General features: G+C 68.4%; 20 protein-coding genes and 2 pseudogenes. 12 read left to right on the top strand and 10 right to left on the bottom strand.

Annotated elements, in window-relative coordinates:
* Nucleotides 1-38 precede the first annotated feature (38 nt).
* Nucleotides 39-1,922, top strand: coding sequence for a PrsW family intramembrane metalloprotease (locus IPG50_01975; protein MBK6690968.1), 1,884 nt, complete (start codon nucleotides 39-41; stop codon nucleotides 1,920-1,922).
* Nucleotides 1,923-1,956: 34 nt separating this feature from the next.
* On the opposite strand, the gene IPG50_01970 is transcribed toward IPG50_01975, so the two are convergent.
* Nucleotides 1,957-2,430 carry an FKBP-type peptidyl-prolyl cis-trans isomerase gene (locus IPG50_01970; GenBank protein ID MBK6690967.1) on the bottom strand — a complete coding sequence of 158 codons (474 nt, stop codon included), beginning with the start codon at nucleotides 2,428-2,430 and terminating at the stop codon, nucleotides 1,957-1,959.
* A gap of 70 nt (nucleotides 2,431-2,500) precedes the next feature.
* Entirely contained in the window at nucleotides 2,501-3,946 is a 1,446-nt protein-coding gene (locus IPG50_01965; protein MBK6690966.1) for a hypothetical protein, read from the bottom strand.
* A gap of 244 nt (nucleotides 3,947-4,190) precedes the next feature.
* Here IPG50_01965 and IPG50_01960 point away from each other — a divergent pair, with 244 nt between their 5' ends.
* Both IPG50_01960 and IPG50_01955 read left to right on the top strand, forming a co-directional pair.
* Nucleotides 4,191-5,963, top strand: coding sequence for a L,D-transpeptidase (locus IPG50_01960; protein ID MBK6690965.1), 1,773 nt, complete (start codon nucleotides 4,191-4,193; stop codon nucleotides 5,961-5,963).
* A 138-nt stretch (nucleotides 5,964-6,101) separates the two neighbouring features.
* The gene (locus IPG50_01955) at nucleotides 6,102-7,112 is read left to right on the top strand and encodes a tetratricopeptide repeat protein (protein ID MBK6690964.1); all 1,011 of its coding nucleotides are present in this window, start codon (nucleotides 6,102-6,104) and stop codon (nucleotides 7,110-7,112) included.
* A gap of 17 nt (nucleotides 7,113-7,129) precedes the next feature.
* Here the strand turns inward: IPG50_01955 and IPG50_01950 are convergent, their stop codons facing one another.
* Together IPG50_01950 and IPG50_01945 are read right to left on the bottom strand one after the other, a co-directional pair.
* Complete coding sequence (locus tag IPG50_01950; protein ID MBK6690963.1) at nucleotides 7,130-7,735, bottom strand: ArsR family transcriptional regulator; 606 nt, start codon at nucleotides 7,733-7,735, stop codon at nucleotides 7,130-7,132.
* Complete coding sequence (locus IPG50_01945) at nucleotides 7,732-8,784, bottom strand: polyprenyl synthetase family protein (GenBank protein MBK6690962.1); 1,053 nt, start codon at nucleotides 8,782-8,784, stop codon at nucleotides 7,732-7,734. Before IPG50_01945 ends, IPG50_01950 begins: the two co-directional genes overlap by 4 nt.
* Nucleotides 8,785-8,899: 115 nt before the next feature.
* Between IPG50_01945 and IPG50_01940 the strand changes: the two genes are divergently transcribed.
* The 3 genes from IPG50_01940 (at nucleotide 8,900) to IPG50_01930 (ending at nucleotide 13,188) form a co-directional block, all read left to right on the top strand.
* Nucleotides 8,900-9,385, top strand: a complete 486-nt coding sequence (locus IPG50_01940; protein MBK6690961.1) for a hypothetical protein — start codon at nucleotides 8,900-8,902, stop codon at nucleotides 9,383-9,385.
* Nucleotides 9,386-9,500: 115 nt separating this feature from the next.
* The gene (locus IPG50_01935; protein ID MBK6690960.1) at nucleotides 9,501-11,453 is read left to right on the top strand and encodes a DEAD/DEAH box helicase; all 1,953 of its coding nucleotides are present in this window, start codon (nucleotides 9,501-9,503) and stop codon (nucleotides 11,451-11,453) included.
* Between the two features lie 52 nt (nucleotides 11,454-11,505).
* The gene (locus IPG50_01930; protein MBK6690959.1) at nucleotides 11,506-13,188 is read left to right on the top strand and encodes a hypothetical protein; all 1,683 of its coding nucleotides are present in this window, start codon (nucleotides 11,506-11,508) and stop codon (nucleotides 13,186-13,188) included.
* 92 nt (nucleotides 13,189-13,280) lie between these two features.
* Here IPG50_01930 and IPG50_01925 read toward each other — a convergent pair whose 3' ends face one another.
* From IPG50_01925 to IPG50_01915, 3 genes are all read right to left on the bottom strand, one after another.
* The gene (locus IPG50_01925; protein ID MBK6690958.1) at nucleotides 13,281-13,544 is read right to left on the bottom strand and encodes a hypothetical protein; all 264 of its coding nucleotides are present in this window, start codon (nucleotides 13,542-13,544) and stop codon (nucleotides 13,281-13,283) included.
* A 79-nt stretch (nucleotides 13,545-13,623) separates the two neighbouring features.
* A complete protein-coding gene (locus IPG50_01920) occupies nucleotides 13,624-15,120 on the bottom strand; it encodes a flavohemoglobin expression-modulating QEGLA motif protein (protein ID MBK6690957.1) in 1,497 nt (498 codons plus the stop codon).
* Between the two features lie 64 nt (nucleotides 15,121-15,184).
* Nucleotides 15,185-16,246 (bottom strand): MoxR family ATPase, encoded by a 1,062-nt coding sequence (locus IPG50_01915; GenBank protein ID MBK6690956.1) that lies wholly within the window; start codon nucleotides 16,244-16,246, stop codon nucleotides 15,185-15,187.
* A gap of 161 nt (nucleotides 16,247-16,407) precedes the next feature.
* Here IPG50_01915 and IPG50_01910 point away from each other — a divergent pair, with 161 nt between their 5' ends.
* On the top strand, nucleotides 16,408-16,575 hold the full coding sequence (locus tag IPG50_01910; GenBank protein MBK6690955.1) for a hypothetical protein: 168 nt from the start codon (nucleotides 16,408-16,410) through the stop codon (nucleotides 16,573-16,575).
* Complete coding sequence (locus tag IPG50_01905; protein MBK6690954.1) at nucleotides 16,572-17,597, top strand: flippase-like domain-containing protein; 1,026 nt, start codon at nucleotides 16,572-16,574, stop codon at nucleotides 17,595-17,597. Before IPG50_01910 ends, IPG50_01905 begins: the two co-directional genes overlap by 4 nt.
* On the opposite strand, the gene IPG50_01900 is transcribed toward IPG50_01905, so the two are convergent.
* From IPG50_01900 to IPG50_01890, 3 genes are all read right to left on the bottom strand, one after another.
* Nucleotides 17,584-18,573 carry an RluA family pseudouridine synthase gene (locus IPG50_01900; protein MBK6690953.1) on the bottom strand — a complete coding sequence of 330 codons (990 nt, stop codon included), beginning with the start codon at nucleotides 18,571-18,573 and terminating at the stop codon, nucleotides 17,584-17,586. The genes IPG50_01905 and IPG50_01900 overlap by 14 nt on opposite strands.
* Before the next feature lie 33 nt (nucleotides 18,574-18,606).
* Nucleotides 18,607-18,870 (bottom strand): hypothetical protein, encoded by a 264-nt coding sequence (locus tag IPG50_01895; protein MBK6690952.1) that lies wholly within the window; start codon nucleotides 18,868-18,870, stop codon nucleotides 18,607-18,609.
* A 110-nt stretch (nucleotides 18,871-18,980) separates the two neighbouring features.
* On the bottom strand, nucleotides 18,981-20,603 hold the full coding sequence (locus IPG50_01890) for a hypothetical protein (GenBank protein MBK6690951.1): 1,623 nt from the start codon (nucleotides 20,601-20,603) through the stop codon (nucleotides 18,981-18,983).
* Nucleotides 20,604-20,856: 253 nt separating this feature from the next.
* Here IPG50_01890 and IPG50_01885 point away from each other — a divergent pair.
* The 4 genes and pseudogenes from IPG50_01885 to IPG50_01870 all read left to right on the top strand — a co-directional run bounded on the left by IPG50_01885 (nucleotide 20,857) and on the right by IPG50_01870 (nucleotide 25,129).
* A pseudogene (locus IPG50_01885) lies at nucleotides 20,857-22,696 on the top strand (fatty acyl-AMP ligase).
* Nucleotides 22,697-22,790: 94 nt separating this feature from the next.
* Entirely contained in the window at nucleotides 22,791-23,222 is a 432-nt protein-coding gene (locus IPG50_01880) for a transcriptional repressor (GenBank protein MBK6690950.1), read from the top strand.
* Between the two features lie 47 nt (nucleotides 23,223-23,269).
* Nucleotides 23,270-23,692, top strand: coding sequence for a rubrerythrin (locus IPG50_01875; protein ID MBK6690949.1), 423 nt, complete (start codon nucleotides 23,270-23,272; stop codon nucleotides 23,690-23,692).
* A gap of 113 nt (nucleotides 23,693-23,805) precedes the next feature.
* Nucleotides 23,806-25,129, top strand: a pseudogene (locus IPG50_01870) (4Fe-4S dicluster domain-containing protein).
* Nucleotides 25,130-25,170 lie beyond the last annotated feature (41 nt).

Here is a 25,170-nt window from a genome sequence, read left to right as displayed (position 1 = left end):
GAAGCGGCAGCGAAGCGCCTCCGTATTACGATGCCCGAGTGCGGCTCGCCCTCGCCCTCCTCATGCTGATCGCTGCGGCGCTCTCTGGTTGCGCGTCGCTTCCCGGGCAGCGCGACGTCGAGCTCGAGTTTCGTAGCGACGCGGCTCCCGCGGGGGACGAAGCCCTTCGGCAGTCGATCGCGCAACGCCTCGCCGCCGCCCGCGTGGCAGCCGCCGTGACGGTCGCTGGGGCTACGGTGCGCGTGGTCGTCACCGACGAGGCGGCCACGACGGTGCGCGAGCTCTTGCGGTGGCGTGGCGGCGTCGCGTTTCATCGCGAGGCGAAGGACGCGGTAGGCGCGCCGCGTTCGCCCGACGCCGTGAACGCAGCCGTTCGTGACGCCGCGCCGGGCGCCCTGGCGCTCTTCTACGATCCGCTGGGCGTCGACCTGGCTCGGACGCGTGGCGCAGAGCGCGCGCCGCTCGCCACGACGCTCGGCACCCCTCTTCTTGCCGAGGTCACCAGCGACGGACGAGGCATTCGGCTCCGCGTGAGCGCCGAGGTCCACGCCGCCATCGCGAAGGGAAGCGCGCCGCGCGGTGACGGCGAGGTGTCCACCCCCGTCATCGTCATTCGCGACGACACGGTCCTCGGCACGGCGGTCCTCGCGGGGGACGACACGGTGACCGTTGCCGTCGGCGACGGCCTCTACGCGTACACGCGCGCGGACCGCCTCCGCGCCATGCTCCAAAGCCCCGAGCTGCCCCCGCTCACGTTCGTCGCGACCAAGCCGCTCTCTCCCGACTTTGGAATGGCAGCTTTGGGGCTCCTTCTGCCGCTCGTGCTCTCGTGCGCGTGGCTCGCCTTCGTGCGGCGCTTCGATCGCCTGCACCCGGAGCCCGTTTGGCTCGTCGCCGTGGTCTTCGGGCTCGGCGCGTTGTCCGTCGTCCCCGCGGCGGCCATCGAGATCTTCTGGGCCAAGCTGTCGCTCGCGACCAACCCAACGTTTGCGACCATGGGGGGCCGGCTCGCGGCGTTTCCGTACGCGCTTCTGATCTTCACGCTGGTCGTTGGCCTCACCGAAGAAGGCGTGAAGCTCGCCGCCGCGGCCTTCGTGGTGCGCCGCCGCGAGTTTGATGAGCCCATCGATGGCATCGTCTACGGCGTCGCCGCGGCGCTCGGGTTCGCCGCCGTCGAGAACGTGAAGTACTTCGCGCTAGGCCGCTTGGCGCCATCGCTCGTGCTCGCGCGCACCTTCACGAGCATCCCGGCGCACTTCTTCCTCGCCGCCCTCTGGGGCTATGCGCTAGGGCAGACGCTCTTGCCGGGCCGCTCTCGTGGGCTCGTCTTCCGGTATTTCGCCCTCGCGGCGATCCTTCACGGCGCCTTCGACGCCTTGCTGTCGACGCGCGGCCTCGCGCCCGTCGCCCTGCTCCTCAACCTGGGACTCGCGAGCGCCTTCGTCGTCCTCGTGAGGCGCGCCCTCCGCCGCGCCGCCGTGGGCGAAGAGGCCCCGCCGCTGAGTCGCGAGCGGTCGACGATCCTCGCCACCGGGTCGCCTAGGGCGTTCCGCGCCTCCGCCGTCGCCGTGCACGTGGCGGCGCTCCTGCTCGTGGTCTTGGGCGTCAGCGCCGAGCGCCCCGGCGCGGCGCCGGGCGTCGCGTTCTACGGGGCCGCCTTGTTGGCGCTGTCACTCCTGGTCGTCTCCGCGTGGGGCTTGTCGGCCACGCTTCCGCTCGACGTCGTGCTCGACGGTACGGGGATCACCTTCGCCGGTTCACGACGCACGTGGCCGTCCATCGCCGGCGCCACGCGCTCGCGCGCCGGGCCATTTCACTTCTTCGCCATCGCCTCGAGCGAGGGCGAACTCCGCGTTGGGCCGCTGACGCTCGCGCGCGCGGCGGAGCTCGAAGAGCGCTTCCGCCGCGTGGTCCCCGCCTAGCCGCCGCTGCCGCGAGCCCCCGGCGCGCTTGACGCTATTTGACCTCGACCAGCTCGACGTCGAACTTGAGCGCCGCCTTGGGCGGGATGTTGGGCGGCGAGCCGGCCTCGCCGTAGGCGAGATCGAAGGGGATGACGAGCTTGCGCTTGCCGCCGACCTTCATGCCGACGACGCCCTGATCCCAGCCTTTGATGACCTCGCCCTTGCCGAGCGTGAACTCGAAGGGCTCGCCGCGATCGCGCGAGCTGTCGAACTTCTTCCCGCTCATCAGGGTGCCCGTGTAGTGTACACGTACCTTGTCGCCGCTCTTGGCCTCCTTGCCGGTGCCCACGGCCTCGTCGGTGGTCTCGAGCTTGGTGGGGCCCGGCGGCTCGGGCGCTGCGGCGGCCGGCTTGAAGCCGCCTTGGGTCGGCTCGTCGACGGACTTGTTGCATGCCGAGGACAGGACGAGGAGCGCGGCGAAGGCGGTGAGGAGGCTGTGGCGCGAGCGAAGGACGCGGAAGGACATGGGGTCCTTATCGCAAGCGGACCCACCGATTTCAAGCGCGGGGGCGCGGCGCCGCGAGTCCGCGCCTCGCCTACCGAGGTTTTCCGACGCCCAGGTACGCCATGACGAAGTCCAGGATGGCCTGAATCTGCGCCTCCGTGGCGGGCACGTGGAGCCTCACGACAGCGCCGTCGGCGCTCACCTCGGTGCGGTTCAAGATGCCCTGCGTGATCATCTGCACGCCGAGCGAGTTCTGTTCGCGAACCAGCTTCTTGATCTCTTTGGCGACCTTCTCGGCCTCCGCCGAATCGGGCACGTCACCTTCCGCGTGCACGTCGGCGCCGCCATCGGCGCGGGGCACGATCCACAGGCGCATCTCGCGGATGTTCGGCGAGAGAAACGGCATGGGCCGGCTCGGGTTTCGCAACGTGAGGCGCATCGCCTCGCCCGGCTGGACCTTGGTGCCGATGCGCGCCTTGCTGAGGATCTTCGCCGCCGTGTTTGCGTAGTCCGGCGGCACGATGGCGAGCACGTGGCTCTGAGGCCGCAAGAAGACGCGCGGCGCGAAGTCGGCGTGGCCGAGGTACGCCTTCACGCCCGGCACGCCCGCGTCGAAGGGCCCGCCCGACGGATGCTTCTTGGAGAGGTGCTGCACCGCCTTGTCGACCAGCGCGTCGCTCGTCGAGTAGTGGATGATGATCGCGATGCGGCTCGTGCGCTTCGAATAGAGCGACGGACCGTTGACCAAGATCCAATCGGTGTCGCGGACCGGATCGACGTTGGTGCCCGCGATGTATTCGTCCCACTCGGGGATCGCGCTCAGCAGCGGGCCCATCTTGGCGCCGACGGGGTGCTTGCGGATCTCGGCAACATTGACGAGCAGCTGCACGAGCGGCACGTCGGCCTGAACCGCGCCCGCGGCACCGATCATTGCCTGGGGATCGCGCGGCCCGTTGGCTCCCGGCGGCAGCCCGCTGGCGTCGGCGAGCGCGATCGAGTCGCCCCCGTCGCGCGGCTCGCCGCCATCGCTGCTGCCAGGAGCGCCAGCGTCGCGCGCAACAAGGGGGAGCGCACCGCCGTCCTCGAGCTCGACGTCGGCATCGGAGCCCGCGTCGCGCGCGCGCTCCTTCGCGGTGTCGCGCCCCGCGTCTCTCGGGGGTTTGGGCCCGGCGTCTCGCTTCGTGGACCCCGGCCCCTCGGCCTCCGGTGTGGGAACCGGTGGAGGGGCCGGCGGTGGCGCCTCGGGCGGCGGCGGCGCCGGCTCACTCATCGTGTCGATGGCGATGGTCAGCTCGCCTTCGACCTCGCGAAACTCGAGCTTCCGCTCGGGAAAGAGGCTCCAAGGCGCGAGCGCGTAGTGCACCGCGACGGACATGGCCAAGGTGAAAGCCAGGGCGCGCCTGACGCGTCGACCGTCCCAGAAGCGCGTCGGCCCGGTGCGCGGTGCTCCCGGCGAGGGACCCGTCGCGTGCGGCGCCGTCGGAGCCGCGTCGCCGGCGCCCTCGCCGAGCGAAGGCTTGTGCGGGTCAGCGGACACGGAGCTGCCCTCGCTCACCCACGGCATAAGCGTCGGCGGCCGCTCCGCATTCCGTCAGGCCCCGCGATTTCATGCGCGTCCTGCCCCGTCGCTCGCTCGGCACGGTCCTCGCAGCGCGGGCCTTGTGAGCTTTCGCCGCGCCGCCAAGAAAAACCGCCGAGAACTGGATCGACAGCCTCCGCGAGGGGTACTACCAAGACAATCCGAGAGGCCGTCTTTGTTGTGTCGTTCCCGAAAGGTGTGCGTGCTGGGCGTCCTTGCGACGGTGGTCGCATCGGCGGGGTGCGCGCAGCGTGATCCAAGCCCCGTGACGCAGTCGCCGCCGAAAGGCGCCGCGACCGACGCCGCGTCCGACAGCACGGCGCCGCCTTCGAGTGGCGTGCAGGACGCCGGCTTTTCGAGCGTGGGGGCGTTGTCCGTCAAGGATGGCATCAAGGACGCAGGATACGACGGCCCGTACCTCGCCGCGCTCTTCATGCAGACGCCGATCATGAGCGACATGGAGTGGCCGCTCCCGGAGGGCAGCACCAAGCGCGATCCGGCCCGCGAAGGCGTCAAGCGCATCGGGTACATGCGCCGCGGAGCGAAAGCGCCGGTCGTCGCCGAGGCCCACAAGAAGCCCAACTGCCAAGACGGCTGGTACGAGCTCGTCGCCGGCGGCTTCGTCTGTGGAAAATACGCGTCGCTCGACATGAACCATCCGCGCGTGAAGCTCGCGCCGCATTTGCCTACCACGGACGGGCCCCTGCCCTACCAGTATGGCTACAACCTCACGCACGGCGCCCCGCTCTACCGGACGATTCCGTCGCGCGAGGAGCGCCAGCAATACGAGCCGTGGCTCTCGGCCAAGGCCAAGAAGCGGAGCCTCGAAGAAGGAAACCCCTACGACGTCGCCGACGCGGGGGACGTCCGCGGGCCCGCCGCCGCCACGTCGCTCGATCCGTTGGGCGCCGGCCTCGAGGCCTCCGACGCGGGCACGCCCTGGTACCTGCGCGAACACGACGGCGGCAAGCCGCAGATCACGCTCGACGAGCTCCGCGGCGAGGGCCCCATCGTGCGCCGCATGGTGCGCGGCTTTTACCTCGCCCTCGACAAGGAGATGCGCTTCGAGAACGGCTCACGCTGGTGGAAGAACACCGAGGGTTTCGTCGTCCCCTACGATCGCGTCTTCGTGAACGACAAGATCACCCAGTTCCACGGCGTTTGGCTCACCGGCGCCTCGCCCGGACCCGCCTTGCAGGCTCCGCCGCCGCCGCAACCGCCGAGCGGTGATGCCGGTGCGCCCCGCCTCGAGGACGGCGGCTACGCCGAGCCCGCCGTGAAGCTCCCCACCAAGCTGCCCATCGGGTTCACGCTCTGGCGCGCGCGCAAGTACACGCCGTCGAAGGACGGCACGAAGATGACGCCCAGCGGCGAGACCCTGCCGCGCTTCACCGCCATCGGCCTCACCGGCAAGACGATGCGCTCTGGCGGGTTCGCGTTCCACGAGAGCGACGAAGGTTGGTGGATGCGCGAATCGGAAGGCCGCGTCACCAAGCCCGGCCCGCTGCCCAAGGAGCTAAAGCCCGGCGAGAAGTGGATCGACGTCAGCCTCGAGACGCAAACGCTCGTGGCCTTCGAGGGCGACAAGCCGGTCTTCGCGACGCTCATCTCGAGCGGCAAGAAGGACCGGCAGAACAAAGAGAAGAACTTCGAGACGAAGCCCGGCAGCTTCCGCATCCGCGAGAAACACATCGCCGCGACCATGGACGGCGACGTGGCGAGCGACGGGCCCTACTCCATCGAAGACGTGCCGTGGATCATGTACTTCAACGGCAGCATCGCCCTGCACGGTGCCTTCTGGCACACGAACTTCGGCAACACGCGCAGCCACGGCTGCATCAACCTCGCGCCCTTCGACGCGCGGGCGATGTTCTACTGGACCGAGCCGCAGAACCCGGAGGGGTGGCACGGCGTCTGGAGCAGCGGCGAGAAGCCCGGCACGTTGGTGGTCGTTCGGGCGGCGCCGGAGCACTGACGCGCAGCGACGCCCCTCGAAGTCTCTCGACGGACCGCACCCTTCAACAAAATTCGCATCGCGCCCTCGACTGATTCCGCGCACTTGGGCGGCTAGGCCTTGACGAGGGAGTCGGCTTCAGGAAAAAGCTGAGGGGTCATGGACCAACTCTCCGCGCACCTCGACCGTGGTTGGGATTTGGCGCAGCGCGGCGATGCAGCCGGCGCGGCGTCGTGCGCGAAGCGCGCCCTCGAGATCGATCCCCAGTCTCCCGAGGTGCACAACCTCCTTGGCTACACCGCTGCCCTCGCCGGCGACGGCGACGAAGCCCTCGAGCACTACCGTCAAGCCATCGCCCTCGATGACACCTACTTCGAGGCCATGCTCAACGCCGCCGAGGTCTTGCTGCACCCGATGGGCGAGTGGGAAGAAGCCATCACGATGTGCGAGGACGCCTACGAGATCTCCGAGACGCCGGAGGAGCGCGCCGATTGCTTGCTGCTCAAGGTGGAAGCGCTGATCGCGCTCGGTCGCACCGACGACGCCCTCCTTGTCATGGCCCGCATCCCGGACAAGTCCTACGACAACCCGAGCTACACGTTCCTCATCGGGCGGAGCTACTACGAGCTGGGCCGCGCCGACAAGTCGGCTCCTTACATCGAAGAGGCGGCGCGCAAGGATCCTCTGTCAGCCGACGCTGCGTACTACCTGGGTCTCGTGCGCGACGAGCGCGGCGACTCGCGCGGCGCCACCGAAGCGCTGCTTCGCTCGCGCGGCCTCGACGTCTCGCGTCCCCCGCCCCAGTGGGCTCCGTCCGCCGACACCTTCGCGTCGATGGTCCGGGGCATCTTGGGGCGCCTCGACGCCGCCCTCGCGCGCTACGTGCGCGGTGCCGAGGTCTTCGTGGTCGATCTGCCGGGCGCCGAAATTGTCGTCGATGGCGTCGACCCGCGGGCTCTCCTGCTCCTTGACCAATCGGCGACCGAGCTCGGCGAGCCGGGGCCGCTGCGGCTCTTCGTCTACCAGCGCAACGTGGAGCGCGTCGCCGGGTCGCTGGAGGCCATGGAAGAAGAGACGGGCGCGGCGCTCGAGCGCGAGATCGCGTCGTTCTTCTTGGAGCGCGACGCCCCCATCGCCGACAAAGAGACCGACAAGCGAAACCTCAACTGAGCCGTCGCTCGCTCGCGTCAGTCCTTCTTCTTGTCGCCGAGCAAGAATTTCACGAGCGGCTCGGCGTCGAGCCGCGCCGTCGACAAGAGTACGTCGAGGAGCTGCCGACCGAGCTTGGCCAGTTCTAGGAGATTGCCGATGCGCTCTCGCTGCAGCGCTACGCGCGCCTTCGTCGCCGCGTCGCTGGCCTCGATCGCGTCGAGGGAGCGGAGGGCTTCGGTGAACGCCTCGATGGCGCTGCCGATCTCCGCCTTTTCACGCTCGCTGTAGACGCGCGAGATCATCTTCCAAAGCTGCACTTCGGCCGTGTAGAAGTCCTTCCGCTCGCCTTGGACCCAGACCTTGCGGACGACGCCCCAGCGCGAGAGCTCCCCGAGCGTCATGCTGACGGCCCCGCTCGAGAGCATGAGCGAGTGGCGAAGATCTTCCGCGCTCATGGGCTCCGGCGAGAGGTAGAGCACGGTCCAAACGCGGCCCATGTTGCGCTTGAAACCCCAGAACTCGATGAGGCGACCCACGACGTCGCCCACGAGCGCCTCGCTCGGCCAGAGCGTGTGTCCGCCGCGCGCCGAGCCGACGTCAGACGCGGAGGCCGGCGCGCGCTCGCTGTCGGCGCGATTCATCGGCCGCGCCCCGTGAGCTCTCGCGCCACCGACGCGAGCAGGTCCCGCGCCGGCCCCGCTGGCGCTGCCGCGAGGGCCTCGAGGCAACGCTCCGTGTGGAGCTTCGCGAGCTGCCTCGTGTCGCGGCATCCGGTGCCAGCGCGCACCGCGACGAGGAGGCGCTCGACGGGCTCGCCGTCGTCGCCCGCGCGGACGGCCTCGACGTCACGCAACAGCTCCGGTCGTGTCGCCAGCGTTCGCAAGAGCGGCAACGTCAGCTTGTCTTCGCGAAGGTCACCGAGCTTGGTCTTCCCGGTGTCGCCCTCGTAGTCGATGGCGTCGTCGACGAGCTGAAACGCGATGCCCAGCTCCTCGCCGAAGGTGCCCATGGTCTGCGCTTCAGAAGCGCTCGCCCCGGCGGCTCGGGCCCCGGCGCGCGCCGCCCAGCCGAAGAGCGACGCGGTCTTGTTTCGGGCGACGTAGAAGTAGGTCTCTTCGCTTGGGTCGAGTTGCGTGCGGCCTCGCAGCTGAACGACCTCGCCGTCGACGAGCCGCCGCAGCGTCCGGAAGAGGTCCTCCATGACGTCGCTTATGCCCACGCGGCTCGTCCGCTCGAGCGCGTGGGTGAGCAACAGATCGCCTGCGAGGACGCTGACGGCATTGCCCCAAAGGCGTCGCGAGGTCGGTTGACCGCGCCGCTCGAGCCCGTCGTCGAGGACGTCGTCGTGGAGCAGCGTCGCGAGGTGGATGAGCTCGCTGACGGCGCCCAGCTCAACGGTCGCGGCTACGCCCGCGGCCTGACCGAATACGGCCGCCGAAAGCAGCACCGTGAGGGGGCGCACGCGCTTGCCGCCGGCGGCGAGGAGGTGTTGCGCCGCGTCCGTGGAAGGCGCCATCCCCTGGCGCGTCGCGGCGAGGAGCCGTTCTTCGATGCGAGCGAGATCGTCCGCGAAGAGCGCGGCGACCTCACCCAGGCGTGAGCGCACATCCGTGGAAGCCTGGGCCGCCGGGTCAGCCAGCAAGGCGACCGCGTCCCTCGGGACGAGGAGCCCATCGGATCCAAGATTCATGGCGCTCGCAACCTTCAAAACAATTTGAACTATGTGGGGGCTTCCGTGGGGGGTCAAGGCCCATCGGCCTGCCCATCTTCGTTGACGGCACCCGCAGGGTGCGGGAACAAGGAGCATGGATTCGCCGGCCCCTTCGGAGCGCGCGCCCGGGACGCCGCCGCCGGCGCCGCCCATGGGGCCAGGGCAGCGTGTCATCCTGGTCGGCTACCTGGCGGTCCTGCTGACCTTCATCGCCTGGACCTCGGCGGTGGTCGTTCCCCAGATATTCGCCAACGATCCGAAGGTCGGGCCTGACGTTTCGGAGCCCTGCGCACGGGAGCTACGAGCGCTCGCGCAGGCCCTCGATCGAGGGCTTCGCGCCTCGCTGTGGGCTCGCGACGAAGAGGACGCGGCAACACGTTTTCGCCGCGCCGTGGACCCCGATTGGGACCGTGGGAACGAGGCCGCGCGCGCCTGCGGCGGACCCGGGGAGGCAGACGCCCTGAGCGCCGTCATTCGGCAGCGGCGCATCCAAGAGGGCTGGGCACGTCGCCACGCCCGCGAGACCGGTCCCCTCGGCCCTTGGCTCGAAAGCCCCCCGGCGGGCGGCGTTTCGCGCTAAGAAGGCCGCCGTGACTGAGAATTCCCAGAGCGCCGAACCGAGCGCGCCCCCACCGGCCAAACCGACGTTCGACGTCCTTCCCCTTACCCCCGAGGTCCGACGCGCCATCGACGCGATGGGCTACGCCTCGCCGACGCCGGTGCAGCTGGCCGTCTACGAGCCCGCTGTTCGCGGGAAGAACCTCGTGGTTCAAGCGCGAACCGGTACGGGAAAGACGGCGGCCTTCGGCCTTCCCATCATCGATCAGCTCGTCCGGCGCGGTGAGCCGCGCGTGCAAGCGCTCATCCTCGGGCCCACGCGCGAGCTGGCGCTTCAAGTGTCGCGCGAGCTCGAAAAGCTCGCCGCGCACCGCGGCATCAAGGTCCTCCCCATCTACGGCGGCGCGCCGATGGGTCAACAGATCGAGGCGCTCAACGGCGGCGCTCAAATCGTCTCCGGCACGCCGGGCCGCGTCCTCGACCACATTCGTCGCGGGACCCTCGACACGAGTGGCATTCGCATCTTCGTCCTCGACGAAGCCGACGAGATGTTGTCGATGGGCTTTGCCAAAGAGCTCCACGCCATCGCCGATTCGCTCCCGAAAGAGCGTCAGGGTCTCTTCTTCAGCGCGACGATCCCGCCGGACATCGAGCGCCTCGCCGAGCGTCAGCTCAAGGAGCCCGAGTTCATCACGCTCTCGAGCGATCAGGTCGGCGCCCTTGAGATCAGCCACTTCGTCTACTTGGTGCCGTCGGGCGTCGACAAGCGCAAGGAGCTGGTGCGCATCCTTGAGGTCGAGGATCCGGAGAGCGCCGTCATCTTCTGCAACACGCGCGACGAGACGGAACGCGTGGCGGAAGCCCTTCAAAACCAAGGGTACGACGCCGACTGGCTCAACAGCGACTTGGGCCAGAACGAGCGCGAGCGCGTCATGGCGCGCACGCGCGAGGGCAAGCTTCGCTTCCTCGTGGCCACCGACGTCGCGGCCCGAGGCATCGACATCTCGCACCTTACGCACGTCATCAACCACGACTTCCCGGAGGCCGCCGAGTCGTACGTGCATCGCACGGGGCGCACCGGCCGCGCCGGCAAGACCGGCATGGCCATCTCGCTCGTAACCGGGCACGACGTCGGCAAGCTCTACCTCCTGCGGCTGACCTACAAGCTTCGCCCCATCGAGAAGCAGCTCCCCACGCCGACGGAGATGAAGACGCGGCAAGAAGCCGATCTCGTCCAGACGTTCGTGGAGGCGTTCGGTTCGCGGGATGTTCACCTCGAAGATCTCGCGCTCGCTCGCCGATTGCTTACGCACGCGAAGGGGGAGGTCGTCCTTGCGTCGCTCTTGCGCGAGCACCTCGGGGCGCGACCGGATACGACGCGCGAGGCCGCCGAGGCACGTCGCGCGAAAAATCCCAAGCCCGTCGCCGACGTCGTTCCGGCATCCGCCGTCCCGTCGACCGTGGCGGTCTCGTCGCTGCCGGAAGGTGGCCGCTCGTCGGCGCAGCGGCCGACGCGTGAACGCGACCGCGACCGTGATCGCGGGCGCCGTGAAGGTCGTGACAGTCGCGGCTCGGCCGACCGCGCGGAGCGCACGCTGCGAACGGGCGGCGGTCCCGATGTCGTCGTCGTCACGAAGACGGAGCCGCCGCTCGATGCGGCGAACACCATCGTGGCGCCGCCGCCCAAGGCCGCCACGACGCCTCGCCGCCGAGCCGACGCGACGATGCCGGCCCCGCCGCCCATGGTGGAGTTTGAACGCGAGACGCCGGAGCTCCCGGGCTATCGCGAAGAGCCCGGCCCCTTTGCGGCGCCGGCGCCTGCGACGGTCGCCGACGCGTCCGACGAGGCCTTTGCCCGCCTCTACGTCAACGTCGGGCGGCGCGACGGTGCCAAGCCCGACGACATTCAGCGACTGCTCACCGACGGGGCCGGTATCGAGCGCGCCGACACGGGGCCGATCCAGGTTCGCGACCGCGCGACCTTCGTCAATGTGCGCCGCGAGATGCTCGCGAAGGCCATTGAGGCGCTCTCGGGGCGTGTGATCGGAGGTCGTACGATTGTGGCCGAGGCGGCCCGCGAGCGGGCCTGATCGTTCCGGTGGCCAGTAGCCGGGACTAGCGAACGTCCTGTATTCTGACTCGATGTCGATGTCGTCTGCGGCCCAAGCCCATGGGCCGGCGCCTCTCGCCGGTGCTCCGCTGGGCACCACCCTCCGGTCCCTCTTCGAGAGTCGCTTTCGAATGGGGCAACGCCTGAGCGTCGGCGAGGCCATCGGCGTCTTCGTGCCCGTTTGCCTCGACGCAAAGGCCCGCCACGAGCGCGGCGAAAAGCTCTACCTCCATCCCTCGTGCATCGTCGCGAGCCCCGACGGCGCCCCCCGCATCGAGCCCTCGCTCGCCGTCGTTCCCACCTCTCCGCGCGATCGCGCGTGCACGGCCCCCGAGCTTGGCCGAACGCTAGAGCCCGGAGGCAGCCGCGGCAGCGTCTTCGCCATCGGTGCGATGCTCTACGAGGCGCTCACGGGTCAAACGGCGGGCACGGGCATGGCGCGGCCTCGCGAGATCGAGCCTTCCATCACCGAGGCGCTCGAGACGTTGCTCGCCAAGGCCCTCGTGGCCGATCCGGCTCATCGGCCCGACGACTTGGGCGCCCTCGCGAGCGCGCTCCACGGCTTCGCGCCCGAGCGGAGCCTCCCGCCGCCCCCCGTGGACGCCTCGCGGCTCGACAAGGGCGGTGACTTCGAGGTCGACATACGCCTCTCGTTTATCCCGTCGAACGCGCCGGCGCCTTCGCACGACGCGGTCATCGTGCCGACGGGCATTCCCAACATCAACGCGAGCGGCGCTGCGCTGGCGACGCCGCCCTTGCCGGCGCCCATGTCCTCGAGGCCTTCGTCGCGGCCGCCGCCGGCGCCAGCGTCGTCACGCGGGGATCTGAGTGATCCCTTCGCCGCCGCCGCTCCCGCCGCGCCGCAGTCGGCGCGCACCGTGGCCAACCCGACGGCGCAGCTCGCGGCGCTCAAGGAGCGCCTCGAGTCGGACCAGCGGCCGCGGTACGTCGTCCACAAAGATCGCATGGACCACGGCCCCTTCGCGGCCGTCGAGCTCTTGCAGCAGATCATCTCGCACCGGTTCTTGCTGACGGACGTGCTGCGCGACGAGATCTCCGGCGACAGCAAGGCCATCGCCGATTGGGCGGACTTCGCCCCCTTCGCCGACCAAGCCGAGCTCAAGCGCGAGATCGTCGCCGAGAAGAAGGCCGTCGCCGCCGTCGCCCAAAAGGACAAGACCGCCGGCATCATGAAGACCGCCGTTGGCGCCGTCTTGATCCTCGGCATCGTGGGCGCGGCCGGCCTCTTCCTCTACAAGAAAGTGGGCGAACGCAAAGACGACGTGAACGTCGAGAACGAGAACAGCGTGAGCGTCGACGTGCAAGGCGGCGTGAAGGGCCAGAAGCGCGCCGGCGGCGCCGGTGGGCGAGCTGGCAGCGGCGGCGCTGGCGGAGGTTTTCCATCGGGCATGAGCTACGAGGCGGCGCTCAACTCGAACGTGCAAGAGATCCAAATGGGCAAGTCGTCGGGGCCCGATCTCACCAACGCGCAGCTCTCGGGGCCCATGGCCAACGCGTCGTTCATCAGCGGCTGCGGCGCCCCCGACAGCATGAAGGTGACCGTGAAGATCGCCATCAAGAACGGCCGCGCCGTTGGCGTCAGCGTTTACACGAACCCGAGCGACGGCAAGGTCGCGTCCTGCGTCGACCGCCACGTGCGCGGCCTCGGCTGGCCCAACAGCGCGAAGATGGACTCGTTTACGACGACGTACTGAGCGGACGCGCGGGACTCACTCCGTGACCTTCGCTACGAATGCGCACCTGGTTGGAGAGGACACCGCTCGGCCCGGGTGGGTCCTCCCTCACGTCATCGATGCGGTCGGCTCGCGAGCACGGCGCTGGGGGGCGCTCCATCGATCTCGATGACCCGCATGTCTTCGCAGCGAAACCACGTGATGACGCCCTCTCCGTCGCAGGTGGCCATCATCGTCACGGGTACGCTGCGCGATGCGTGACTGGTCTCGCGTTGAGACTCTGCCTTAATGGGAGGGCTGGGCGTGAACATGCGGATGCCTCCGCCCAAGATCACGTATTTAGCGCCTGACTCACGATGGACGGCAATGATGGCCATGTCGATGATGCTACTGCGGCATAGGCAGCGCCAGACGGGCTAACCGACCCGAGTCGAGGAGCGTTCCCCCCCCCCGCCCTCACGTTCGCTCGAAGAGCTTCCCGTAGTAGTCCGCGACGGCGTCGCCGCCGAGCTGCGAGAAGAAGCTCGAATACGCCATCCAGATGGCGAGGCCGTTCAGGTCCCGGAACATGCTCGGGAGGTACCTCGGCGGCTTCACGACGCCTTCGTTCACCCGCGCGTAGAGCACCGGCACGTCTTCGTGGGCGACCTTGCCGATGAAGAGGTACGGAATCAGCTCGGCGCGGTTGTGCTGGATGGCGCTGCGGATGAACGCGTAGTTCAAGACCACGCCGCGGCAGTACGAAGCGTCCTTCGTGAAGGGCGCGCCACCTTCCACGACGCCGCCGCGGAAGATGCGCCGGGCGCTGTGGAAACACTCCTCTTCCTCGTAGCCCTCGGTGCGAAACCACTCGAAGACCTCCAAGAAGCTCGCGCCATCCTCCGCCTTGTCGACGGCAATGACGCGATCGTTGAGTCGCCGTGCGCGCCTCGGGTACGTCCGGAACGTGAAGATCTCGAGGAGCGCCGCCAGCCCTTCTTGAACCGCCGTCGTTCGCGGTGGCCCCTTCGCGAGCCACTTGGCGACCGGCTGCGCCTGCCCGTTGAGCGACGTCGCCACGTGAACCCAACCCTCGTGCACCTCGAGGATGTCGATGTCGCGCATCGAGAATTTCGCGCCGCTTCGGATCTTGACGTAGTCGCTGCCGGCGGCCGCGTCGGCCAAGAGCGAGTCGTCGACGTGGACGCGCACTTCCGTGTCGGCGAAATAGCGGCCGAAGCGCTCGTTCAGCTCGTCGGCGCACTCGGTCGCGCCCAGCGTGCGTTCCTGCGCCGGGCCCAGGACGCTCTCGTCGGCGTTGGTGAGAATGCCGTAGAGCACGTGGCCCAGATCGCGAACGGTGCTCTTGCCGTCCGGGAACTTGTCCTTCGGTGAGCCATAGAGCTTCCGCGCGTAGGCGTAGAACGTCGGCGTCCCGCGGGCCGCGAGCATGCGCACCACGTCGCGGTACTCGAGCGCCGTCGTGCGCAGGATCCCGCCGATGGCGTCGCCGTCGCCGATGCCCTGCTCCACGTCACGGGCGATCTCCTCGAACTCCTCGGCTTTGGCCTTCGGGTCGAAGCCGAGGTCGACGGTCTGGTAATACGCCGCGTCGACCTTCGGGAGCTCCTTGCACTTGCTCTTCCAGAACTGCTCTTCGACCTGCCCGTCCCAGCGAATCGACTGGAGGATCCGCACGGGGCGCTGCGCTTCGACGACACGAGCCGCGAGCTGCGAGACGATCTCCTTGTAGCTGCGCCACGGCCCGGCCGCTGGAATCGGCGGAATCGACGGGACGCGCTCCGAGAGGCTCTCCTCTGCGTCGAGCTTCTTGGAGGATGTGGCGGCGGCCGGGACGGGCTCCGCCTTGGGCTCCTTCGGATCCTTCGGCTCCTTCTTCGCGGAGCCACCTTTGGCGCCACGTTCGTCGCCAGGCCCGCCCGTTGGTCCTCGTTCGGCCATGGATGCATGCATTTTTCAGCCTTTTGAGGCTGAGGGCCAATTTATTCGGAAACGGGCCCCTCCACCCGACACGCGCTCACGTGGCGACGGAGGCCACAACGCGCTGCACGATGTCGAGATCGCGGACGCCCTCGGCCTCCGCCCGATAGCTCAAGACGAGGCGGTGGCGAAGGACGGCGACGGCCACAGCGCGAACGTCTTCGACGTCGGCGGCCGCTTGCCCTCGGATCGCCGCGCGGGCCTTGGCCGCGAAGATGAGGGCCTGCGAGCCGCGAGGGCCGGCGCCGAAGCGCACGTATTCGGTCACCTCGCGGGGGACGGCGCCCTGCCCTTGGGAGCCGCCGCTGGGCCGCGTGGCACGGCCCAGCGCGACGGCGTGCGCCACCGCCGCGTCGGTCACCGGCATGCGCGGCACGAGGCCCTGAAGGGCGCGCACCTCGTCGGCGCGGAGCACGCGCGGCACCGACGGCACGTCGGCGCTCGTGGTGCGGCGGGCGATCTCGCGCTCCTCGTGCTCCGACGGGTAGTCGATGTGGATCTCGAGGAGGAAGCGGTCGAGCTGCGCCTCGGGGAGCGGATACGTGCCCTCTTGTTCGATGGGGTTTCGCGTCGCGAAGACCTGAAAAGGATCGGGCAAGGTGTGCGTCGTGGTGCCGACGGTCACGCGTCGCTCCTGCATAGCCTGAAGCAGGGCGGCCTGCGTCTTCGGCGGCGTTCGGTTGATCTCGTCGGCCAAGACGAGGTTGTGAAAGATGGGGCCCGGCAAGAACCGGAGGCGCCTTCGCACGCTGCCGCGATCGTCTTCGTCCTCCTGGAGCACGTCGGTCCCGGTGATGTCTGCCGGCAAGAGGTCCGGTGTGAACTGCACGCGTCCGAAGCCGAGGTCGAGCGCCTCCGCCAGCGAGGCCACGAGGAGCGTCTTCGCGAGTCCCGGCACGCCCACGAGCAGCGCGTGCCCCCGGGCCAAGAGCGCGATGAGCATCAAGTCGATGACCTGCTCTTGCCCCACGACCTTGGCGGAGACGGCCTCCTTCAACCGACGACACGCGGAGGCCGCGCGGTCCAGGAGTTCGATGTCGGAGGGAGCCTTTGGAGAATCGACGGGCGCTTCGTGGGACACGGCGTCCCAAGGTACCAGGTTGCCGGGGCCTCTGCGCGACCCGACGTCGATCTCGACCGCGTCTTGTCGCCCCCATTGCGGTGAAGGGCGCGGCAATCAGGCCTTGCGGCGCCGAGAGAGTCTTGGCACGACGCGCGAGAAGAGCGCCGAGGAGCGTCGGCTCCGTCGCGAGGCAACCTGTGCAAGAGGCCAACACCGTCATCGTCAAGCGCCCCGAACCCGGCCTCCGGCGCGGTCTTTGGGAAGCGCCGCCGTGGTTCTTCGCCGCCGCGGCGGTGCTCGGCGTCGCCCTCGTGTTCTCCATGTTCGTGCCGCGCATCCTTCGTGCGCGAAGGTCAAAGCGATGAGTGACGTTCCGCCCACCAGCGGGTCCACCACCTCACCCAAGCCCGCCGGCGTTCCGCTGCGCAAGGTGTTGGTCGTGATGATCCTCTTCGTCCTGGTCTACGGCGCCTTCGCCATCTACCGAGGCGTCGGTGAGATCGGCGAGCGCCTCCGCGACTACGCATGGAGCACCTTCGTGCTCGGCTGCGCGCTGGCCTTCGGCAACTACGTCCTTCGCTTCTTCAAGTGGGAGTTCTACCTCGCGCGGCTCGGCCTCTTGCGAAAGGCCGACGGCGAGCGCGCCATCACGGCAAGCGACAGCTTCCTCACGTTCCTCTCTGGCTTTGTGCTCACGGTGACGCCGGGCAAAGTCGGCGAGGTCTTCAAGTCACTCGTCCTCCTCGAGACCCACGGGGTGCCGGTCGCCAAGACCGCGCCCATCGTCGTCGCCGAGCGCGTCACCGATCTCATCGGCATCATCGCGCTCATCGTCGTCGGCTCGCTCGGTTTCTCCGGCGGCCTCGTCTGGGCTGGGGTTGGCTCGGTCCTCGTCTTGACGTTGCTCGTCATCGTGGCGTCGCGCTCCATCTCGCTCACGATCATCGGCATCGTGGAGAAGTTGCCGGGCCCCTTCGCGAAGCTCGGCCCCAAGCTGCACGACGCCTACGAGAGCCTCGCCGTCTTGGTGGCGCCGCGAAACCTTTTGTGGCCCACGGTGCTCTCGGTCGTCGCGTGGTTTCTCGAGTGCATGTCGCTCTACGTGATCCTTCGCGGTTTTGGCGCCAACGTGTCGATCCCGCTCTCCACGTTCTTCTACGCGACGAGCACGCTCGCCGGCGCCCTCGTGCCGGTGCCCGGTGGCCTTGGTGTGACCGAGAGCGCCCTTCAGGGGCAGCTCATGGAGCTCGGCAAGGTTCCCGGACCTGCGAGCACGGCGTCCATGATCCTCGTGCGCTTCTCGACGCTTTGGTTCGCAGTCCTGGTCGGCTTCATCGCCCTGTCGGTCCTGAAGCGTCGCTACCCGAAGCTGCTCAAGGGGAGCTGAGGCTCCGGAGGGCCGCGAGGGCTTGGAGGAAGTCTTCAGGCAACGGTGCCTCGAAGCGCACGCGCTTGCCGCTCTTGGGATGGTCAAAGCCCAAGACCCGCGCGACGAGCGCTTGATGGCCCAGCGCTTCGCCGACGCGTGCCACCTCGCTGCTGCGATGACCGGCGCGCTTGCCGTACAGGGGATCGCCGACGATGGGCGTCCCGGCCTCCGCGAGGTGGACGCGAATCTGGTGCGTGCGCCCCGTCTCGAGACGGCAGCGTACGTGGGTCGCCAACTCCCCTAGCCGCTCGACCACTTCGACGTGCGTGACGGCGCGCTTTCCCTCGCGCACGCGAGTCGTGAAGCGCTTTCGATCGGTGGGGTGCCGCCCGTGAAGGGTCGAGTGCGTCTTCGCCTCGGCGACGCCGAGCGTCAGCGCTTCGTACACCCGGTCGATGGAGTGGGCCTGGAACTGCGCCTTGAGCGCTTCCCGCGCCGTCGCCGTTCGCGCCACGACCATCACGCCTGCGGTCCCCGCGTCGAGCCGGTGCACGATGCCGGGCCGAAGGTGCCCTTCGCGGTCGCGCTCATCGGCGATGTCGCCGCGAAAATACCCGCGGGCCAAGAGCCCGTTTACGAGCGTCCCGCTCTCATGCCCACGGGCCGGGTGCACGACCAGGCCCGCAGGCTTCCACACGACCAAGAGCGACGCGTCCTCGTGCAGAACCTCGAAGACGACCTCGGCGTCGGGGACCGCCGCCGAGCGCGGCTCTGGGCCGGGCGTGGCGACCACGCGGTCACCCTCGGCCACGCGGACGTTCGCGCTCGTGGCCGTCTGCCCGCGGACGAGTACGAGGCCCTCTTGGATCCACCGTTGGACCGTGGCGCGCGAGGGCGCAGGGGTCGCGCCGGCGAGCGCGCCCACCAGAAACTGATCGAGCCGCTTGCCCTTTTCGGCGCGCGGCACGAGGAGGTCAAACGGCTCGGAGGACACGTCAGCCCCGAGCCTGCCGAAGCAACGCCCCGGCTACCAGAGCTTCGACTTGATGTGACCCTTGTTCTTGATCACAATGTCGATGAGCGCGCGGTCGTAATAGTTCTTCGGGTAGAGCTCCGGCGAGACGCGCTTCTTGAAGAGAGCCCGGCCCTCCTCGATCTCTTCGGCCAACGACGTGAAGAGGTTGTCGTTGGTGATGCCGTTGACGATCTTCTCCTCGTTGTAGAGGGAGATGTCGCTGGCAATGGCGCGCGCCAAACGGCGAGCTGCTTCGTCGTTGTCGATGAGACCCATGGCGGAAGTATCCCAAGGAAAACCGAGCCCTGTAAAGAGGGTCGCGACGCCCCGCCGGAAGGCGCTCGGCCCTTTGCCTACGTTGTCCCCGGCGCTTGGGCGCCTGGACATCAGTTGAAGTTGTCGACGCGCACCGCACCGGTGGCGCGATTCATGGTCACGTAGAACGCGTTGTCGCCCCAGATGCTTGAGGCGCCTAGCTGCACTTCTGTCGACGGGTCGAAGCCCACCGGCGAGGTGGAAGGCGTCATCGCCTCGAGGCCCGACGCGCTTGCGAAGCGCTCCACGGAGCGCAGATAGACCTCGAGCTCGGCCCACAGGCCCGCTTGCGCCGCGAGACCCAAGGCTGATTCGACGACGAGCGCCGGGGCCAATTGGCGGAAGGCGCCTTCATCGTAGGCCCACGGGATGCGCACCGACGTCGACTCGCTGGTGGCCTGTATGGCAACCGTCGACCGGCCCGCGACGTTGTCGACCACAAGCTGCCAGACCGGTGCCATGCCGTTTGGCGAGCCGTGGGCTTTGATGCGGCCGCCAGCGAGCCCGAGTCCGCCGAGCTGGCGCTCGAAGCGATTCACCGTCCACTCATCGGTGAAACGGGGCCGATCGGTGATGGCGATCAGCTCCACGGCGGCGCCGAGCGCAAATTCCGCCGCGCCATTGCCCACGGACACCTGAACGACCGTGCGCTGGCCGTCGACGCGCGTCGAGAGGACCGCGGGATTGAAGGCGACGCCGGTCGCTGTTCCGACGGCGGCGGCGATGCGCGCTGCCACAGCCGCGTCCCCCGGATCGGGAGGCGGCGGCTCGTATTTGCAGCGCTTGACGGCGCGATAGCTGCCGCATTCGCCGAGGTCCGTCGCGGCGCCCTTCCGTGCGAGGCATCGGCGAACGGTGGCCTCGCACTTCTCCGGGAACGCGGTGTCGAGCTCGCCCGTCGTCAGGGCCACCGCGCGAAGCCTGAGGTCCATCGTCGCTGTGGCGGTGAGCGGTGCGGCGTGGGCGAACGCTGCCGTGAAGGTTGCTGCCGCGGGCGCGACGAGCGGGAGCTGATCGAAGCCGAAGTCCACGTCAAAGACGCGCGGTGAGCGCTGAAGTGTCGTGGCGGCACCGCCGACGCCTACCACCGAGAGGCTCGCTGGCGTTCGAGCAGCGACCACGCGCGTGCGGTACCGCAGCGGATCGCTTGCCACGCCGGACCAAACAGCGTCGATGGAGCCGTCGACGCGAAGGGGCGTCGGCGAGGACTCGAAGTGCCCGCCCAGATAGAGAGCCGCCTCGTAGACCTTTGCGGCCCCGCTCGTCGTTTGAACCGCGAGCCGCAGCGGCATGCCCGAGAGGATGGTGTTGATTTCGTGACCACCCTGGAGCCGAATCTCGAAGGTCCGCGGGCCCGTCAGAGTTGCCTTTCCGAAAGCGTCGTCGGGCACGAACGACAGGAGCGACGATAGGTTTCGACTCGCCTTTCCGCGGAGCGTAAGGGCGGGCTCCCCGTCGACGACCTCCTTCGCCAAAGGGCCCTCGAAGGAGAGCGTGAGAACGCCGGCTCGCACCGACGCACGGCCCTCGGCGTCTGCGTCAGCACGAGCGTTGGGGGGACCTACCCGGAGTTCGTCGTCGGTCTCGCCGTATTCGGCTGGGGCGGACGTGCCGCACGCGATGGACGCCCCGCCAAGTGCGAGCGCCAGGAATGCCACAAGCGAGCGAATCGACGCTGACGGGGGGGGCCGCATGGCCCGTGCTGTTGCACGTGCTCGGCCAAGGGCAAGCGACGATTTCGTGGCCATTTCTCCAACCCAGCCCTGGCCACGGACGAAATCGGGTGTCCGTGGCCAGGGGAACGGAATGACGCGAGCGCGCTGGCTCCGCCCTCACCGCCGGCCACCCGCAAGCGCCGCCTCCGGCTTGAGTACACGGCGGCCCAGGCTCCACGTTTGCGCCAAACCGCTTCTGGACGCCCGGGGCCTCTGGTAAGGAGCCGAATCCATGGCAGCGCGCACTCTGGTTCAGGCCATCGAAGACGCCGCAAAGGCGGACCCGTCGCGAGGCTTTCGCTTCGTCCCGGAGACCGGCGTTCCCGGCACCCCCGGTGCTGAGGGCACCAGCGAGACCTCGTTCTCGTTTACCGCCATCGAGCGCGCCAGCGGCCGCTATGGCGGCGCCTTCCAGGCGCTCGGCCTAAAGAAGGGTGATCGCGTCGCGCTGATCCTGCCGGCCAACGAGGACTTCATCCTCTGCTTCTTTGGCGCCCTGCGCGCGGGTCTCGTGCCGGTCCCCATCTACCCGCCCTTCGGCCTCGGCCAGTTCCAGACTTACCTCGACAACACCCGCCACATCGTCGCCAAGAGCGGCGCGCGCGCCCTCATCACCGAGACGCGCATCAAGCGCATGCTTGGCACTGTGCAGGCCGCCTGCCCGGCGCTCGAGCAGGTGGTCGCCATCGAGGCCATCCGCGAGTCGATGGAGGCGCTTCGGCCGGAGAAGATCACCATGGACGACATGGCGTTCTTGCAGTTCACGAGTGGCTCGACGTCTCGCCCGAAGGGCGTCGCCCTCACCTACGGGAACCTCGCCGCCAACATTCAATGCATCATGCACGACGGTCTGCGCATCAACCCCGACGACGTCGCCATCTCGTGGCTGCCGCTTTACCACGACATGGGACTCATCGGCTTCGTGCTCGCCCCGCTGACGACGGCGACGCCCGTCGTGTACCAGCCGCCGCTGCTCTTCTTGAAGCGTCCCGTCACGTGGCTTCAGACGATGTCGCGTCACAAGGGCTCCATCGCGTACGCGCCCAACTTTGCCTACGCCCTCTGTGTGAAGCGCATTCGCGAGAAGGATCTCGACGGCATCGACCTCTCAAACTGGCGCGTCGCCGGCTGCGGCGCCGAGCCGATTCGTCCTGAAACGCTCGAGGCGTTCGTCACCGCCTTTGGCAAGGTGGGCTTCAAGAAGGAGGCGTTCCTGCCATCCTACGGCATGGCCGAGTCGTCGCTCGCCATCGCCTTCACGGAGCTTGGAGAGGGTATGAAGACGCTGTCCGTCGACGGCCCGACGTTGTGGGCCGACGGCGTCGTGAAGACGGTGCCCGAGGACGCCGAGCAAGCTGTCCGTCTTGTCTCGTGCGGTCCAAACTTCCCCGACCACTCCATCGCCGTCTTCGCGCTCGAGGACGAGACGAGCGGCGCTCCCCTTTTCCCCGGCAGAGGTTGGAGAGCTACGCATCAAGGGTCCGAGCGTCATGAAGTCGTACTGGGACGACAACGAGCGCACGCGCGAGAGCTTCGCCGGCGACTACCTGCGCACCGGCGATCTCGGCTTCCTCCACGACGGTCGTGTCTTCATCTGCGGTCGCTCCAAAGAGGTCGTCATCGTCAACGGACGCAACTACTACCCGCAAGACATGGAGTGGGAGGCGTCGAAGATCGCCGGCGTTCGAAAGGGCAACGTCGTGGCTTTCGGCGCTCGCGACCCGAGCGGCAACGAACGTGATCGGGAGCGCGTCGCGCTGGCCTTCGAGGTGCAAGCGCCGGAAGATCTCGCGCGCGCCGCCGAGATTGGCCAAGCCGTCCGCCGCGCGGTCCAAGAAGGCCTCGGCCTCACGCTTGACGACGTCGTCGCCTTGCCTGCGGGGACCCTGCCCAAGACCTCCAGCGGCAAGCTCCAGCGCGCCAAGACCCGCACGCTCTACGAGGCCGGCGAGCTCAAGAGCGAACCGAAGGGGCGTGATACGAGCAAGCTCGACGTCGTGAAGCAAGCCGCGGCGAGTCAGCTCTCGTACCTGAAGCTCGCGGTCCTTGGCGGCCGCCGCCCGAAGCCCTGAGCTGGCGGCTGGCGCGCACGCGGGCCTTGTCATTTAGAATCATTCTCACTAAGGTGACCGCGTGTTGCCCGAGAAGAGCCCCGCTTCGCTTCGCATGCTTGAGGGCCTGCGGGCGGCAGGCTTCAAGATCACCGCGCAGCGTCGCGCCATCGTTGAGCTGTTCGCCGACGACGCATCCCACCCGACGGCTCAGTCGATCTACGAGCGCCTGCGCGACGCGCATCCGGGCCTGAGCTTCGCTACCGTCTACAACACACTCGACGCGCTCTCGAGCGCTGGCACAGCCGGCCTGTTGCGCGTCGGCACCGCGTCTCGATTCGACCCCAACACCGCGCCCCACGAGCACGCCATCTGCAGCGTGTGCGAGAGCATCCTCGACCTGCCCTTGCTAGACCGCGGTGAGGTTCTGCCGGACCGCCAGGACGCGCTCGCGGCCCACGGCTTTCAGGTCGCCGCGGTCGAAACGCTCTACCGCGGCGTCTGCCGTGAGTGCCAAGACCGCGCCGCCGGCGACCGCGCGCACTGACTCCTGAAAACGTGACTAGCGACAGCGTAGAAGAAAGGGACACCGTCATGCCGAAGCTTGCAGGAACCAAGACCCACCAGAACCTCAAAGACGCCTTCGCCGGCGAGAGCCAGGCGAACCGCCGTTACATGTACTTCGCAAAGGTTGCCGACATCGAGGGCCTCCCCGAGGTCGCCGGCAACTTCAAGGAGACGGCCGATGGTGAGACGGGGCACGCCCACGGGCACCTCGATTACCTGAAGCAAGCGGGCGACCCCGCGACGGGCCTCCCCATCGGCAGCACCGAGCTGAACCTGAAGGCGTCCATCGCCGGCGAAACCCACGAGTACGAGACCATGTACCCGAGCATGGCGAAGGCCGCGCGCGAAGAGGGCTTCGACGACATCGCCGAGTGGTTCGAGACGCTCGCCAAGGCCGAGAAGAGCCACGCGGGGCGCTTCACCAAGATGCTCGACAGCCTCAAGGGCTGAGTCCGGCGCGAGATCAGGGGCTCCCGCTCGCGGGCGGGGCCCCGCGGTCTCCACCCACCAAAGGCGGCGTTGGGAGAGGCGCCGCCAATGTTCGACGAGTGGACGAGGACCTGATGTCAAAGATCGACCCGATGCCGCATGCGCCCCCGGTCCGCTCGCCGAGCGAGGACCGCTATTGGGACGCGGCCGACCTCACCGTCGAGATGCGGCGCGTCCTCGAGATTTGCCACAACTGCCGCATGTGCGTGAACTACTGCGGCTCCTTTCCCGACATCTTCGCGCGCATCGATCGCGACATCGAGAAGCGTGGGGCGGAGGGCGCCGAGCTCCTCGACGACAAGGACTTCGCGAGCGCCACCGACCACTGCTGGCAGTGCAAGCTTTGCTACATCAAGTGCCCGTACACGGTCGACGAAGGCCACGCGTGGCAAGTGGACGTGCCGCGGGTCTTGGCGCGCGAGAAGGCGCAGCGCTCTCGCCGGAACGGGATTCCGATCCAAGACCGTGCGCTCGGCGAGCCGGGCCTCCTTGGGAGCCTCGTGAGCGGCTTCTTCGCCGGGCCTACGAACCTGGTGCATCAGAGCCGCCTCGTCCGCAAAGTCATGGAGGCGACGGCCGGCATCTCCGCGGAGTTCCCCCTTCCGCCCTTCGCCGTGGAGCCCTTTGAGAAGTGGCTCCGGCACCACACGCCGGTCGACGGAGCGGGCCGTGAAGGGACCGTGGCGCTCTTCGCGACATGCCTCGGTGACTACAACTTCCCCGCCGTCCCGGCCAACGCCGTGCGCGTGCTTGAGAAGAACGGCTTCGCGGTCGTTCGACCGCGGCAGGAGTGTTGCGGCATGCCGAACGTCGACGGCGGCGACGTCGAGGGCGCCGTCGCCAAAGCGAAGGCGAACGTCGCCGCGCTGCTTCCCGAGGTGCGTCAGGGCCGCAAGGTCGTCGTCACGCAGCCGACCTGCAGCTACATGCTGAAGAAGGAATACCCCGAGCTTCTTGGGACCAAAGACGCGCAAGAAGTCGCGCTCGCCACCATGGACCTCATGGAGTTCCTGGACGACCTTCGGAAGCAGAAGAAGCTCAACAAGGACTTTACCGGTGGCCTCGGCAAGGTCGCGTATCACGCGCCTTGTCACCTCCGCGCACAGAAGATCGGCGTACCCGGCGCGCGTGCTCGGGCTCTTGCCCGACACGGAGGTCGAGATCATCGAGCAATGCTCCGCCGTGGACGGCACGTGGGGCATGAAGGCGCAGTACTACGAAGAGGGTCGCCGCTACGCGGGCCGCCTGGTGCGTGGCGTCACCAACGCCGAGGCGAAGGTCGTCGTCACCGACTGCCAGCTCGCCGGGCAGCGCCTTGCCAAGGAAAACGGCGTCAAGCCCGTCCACCCTATCGAGTCGCTGGCAGAAGCCTATGGCATCGCCGTCGGCGTTCACTGAAGCCCCCCGCCGGTCTTCCAGGCGTGTTCCCCACGGTGTTC

The organism is Myxococcales bacterium (assembly GCA_016703425.1).
In the GTDB taxonomy this organism is placed as follows: domain Bacteria; phylum Myxococcota_A; class Polyangia; order Polyangiales; family Polyangiaceae; genus JADJCA01.
Note: the sequence above shows the minus strand (reverse complement) of the source record. Positions and strands in the feature narration are given on the sequence as shown.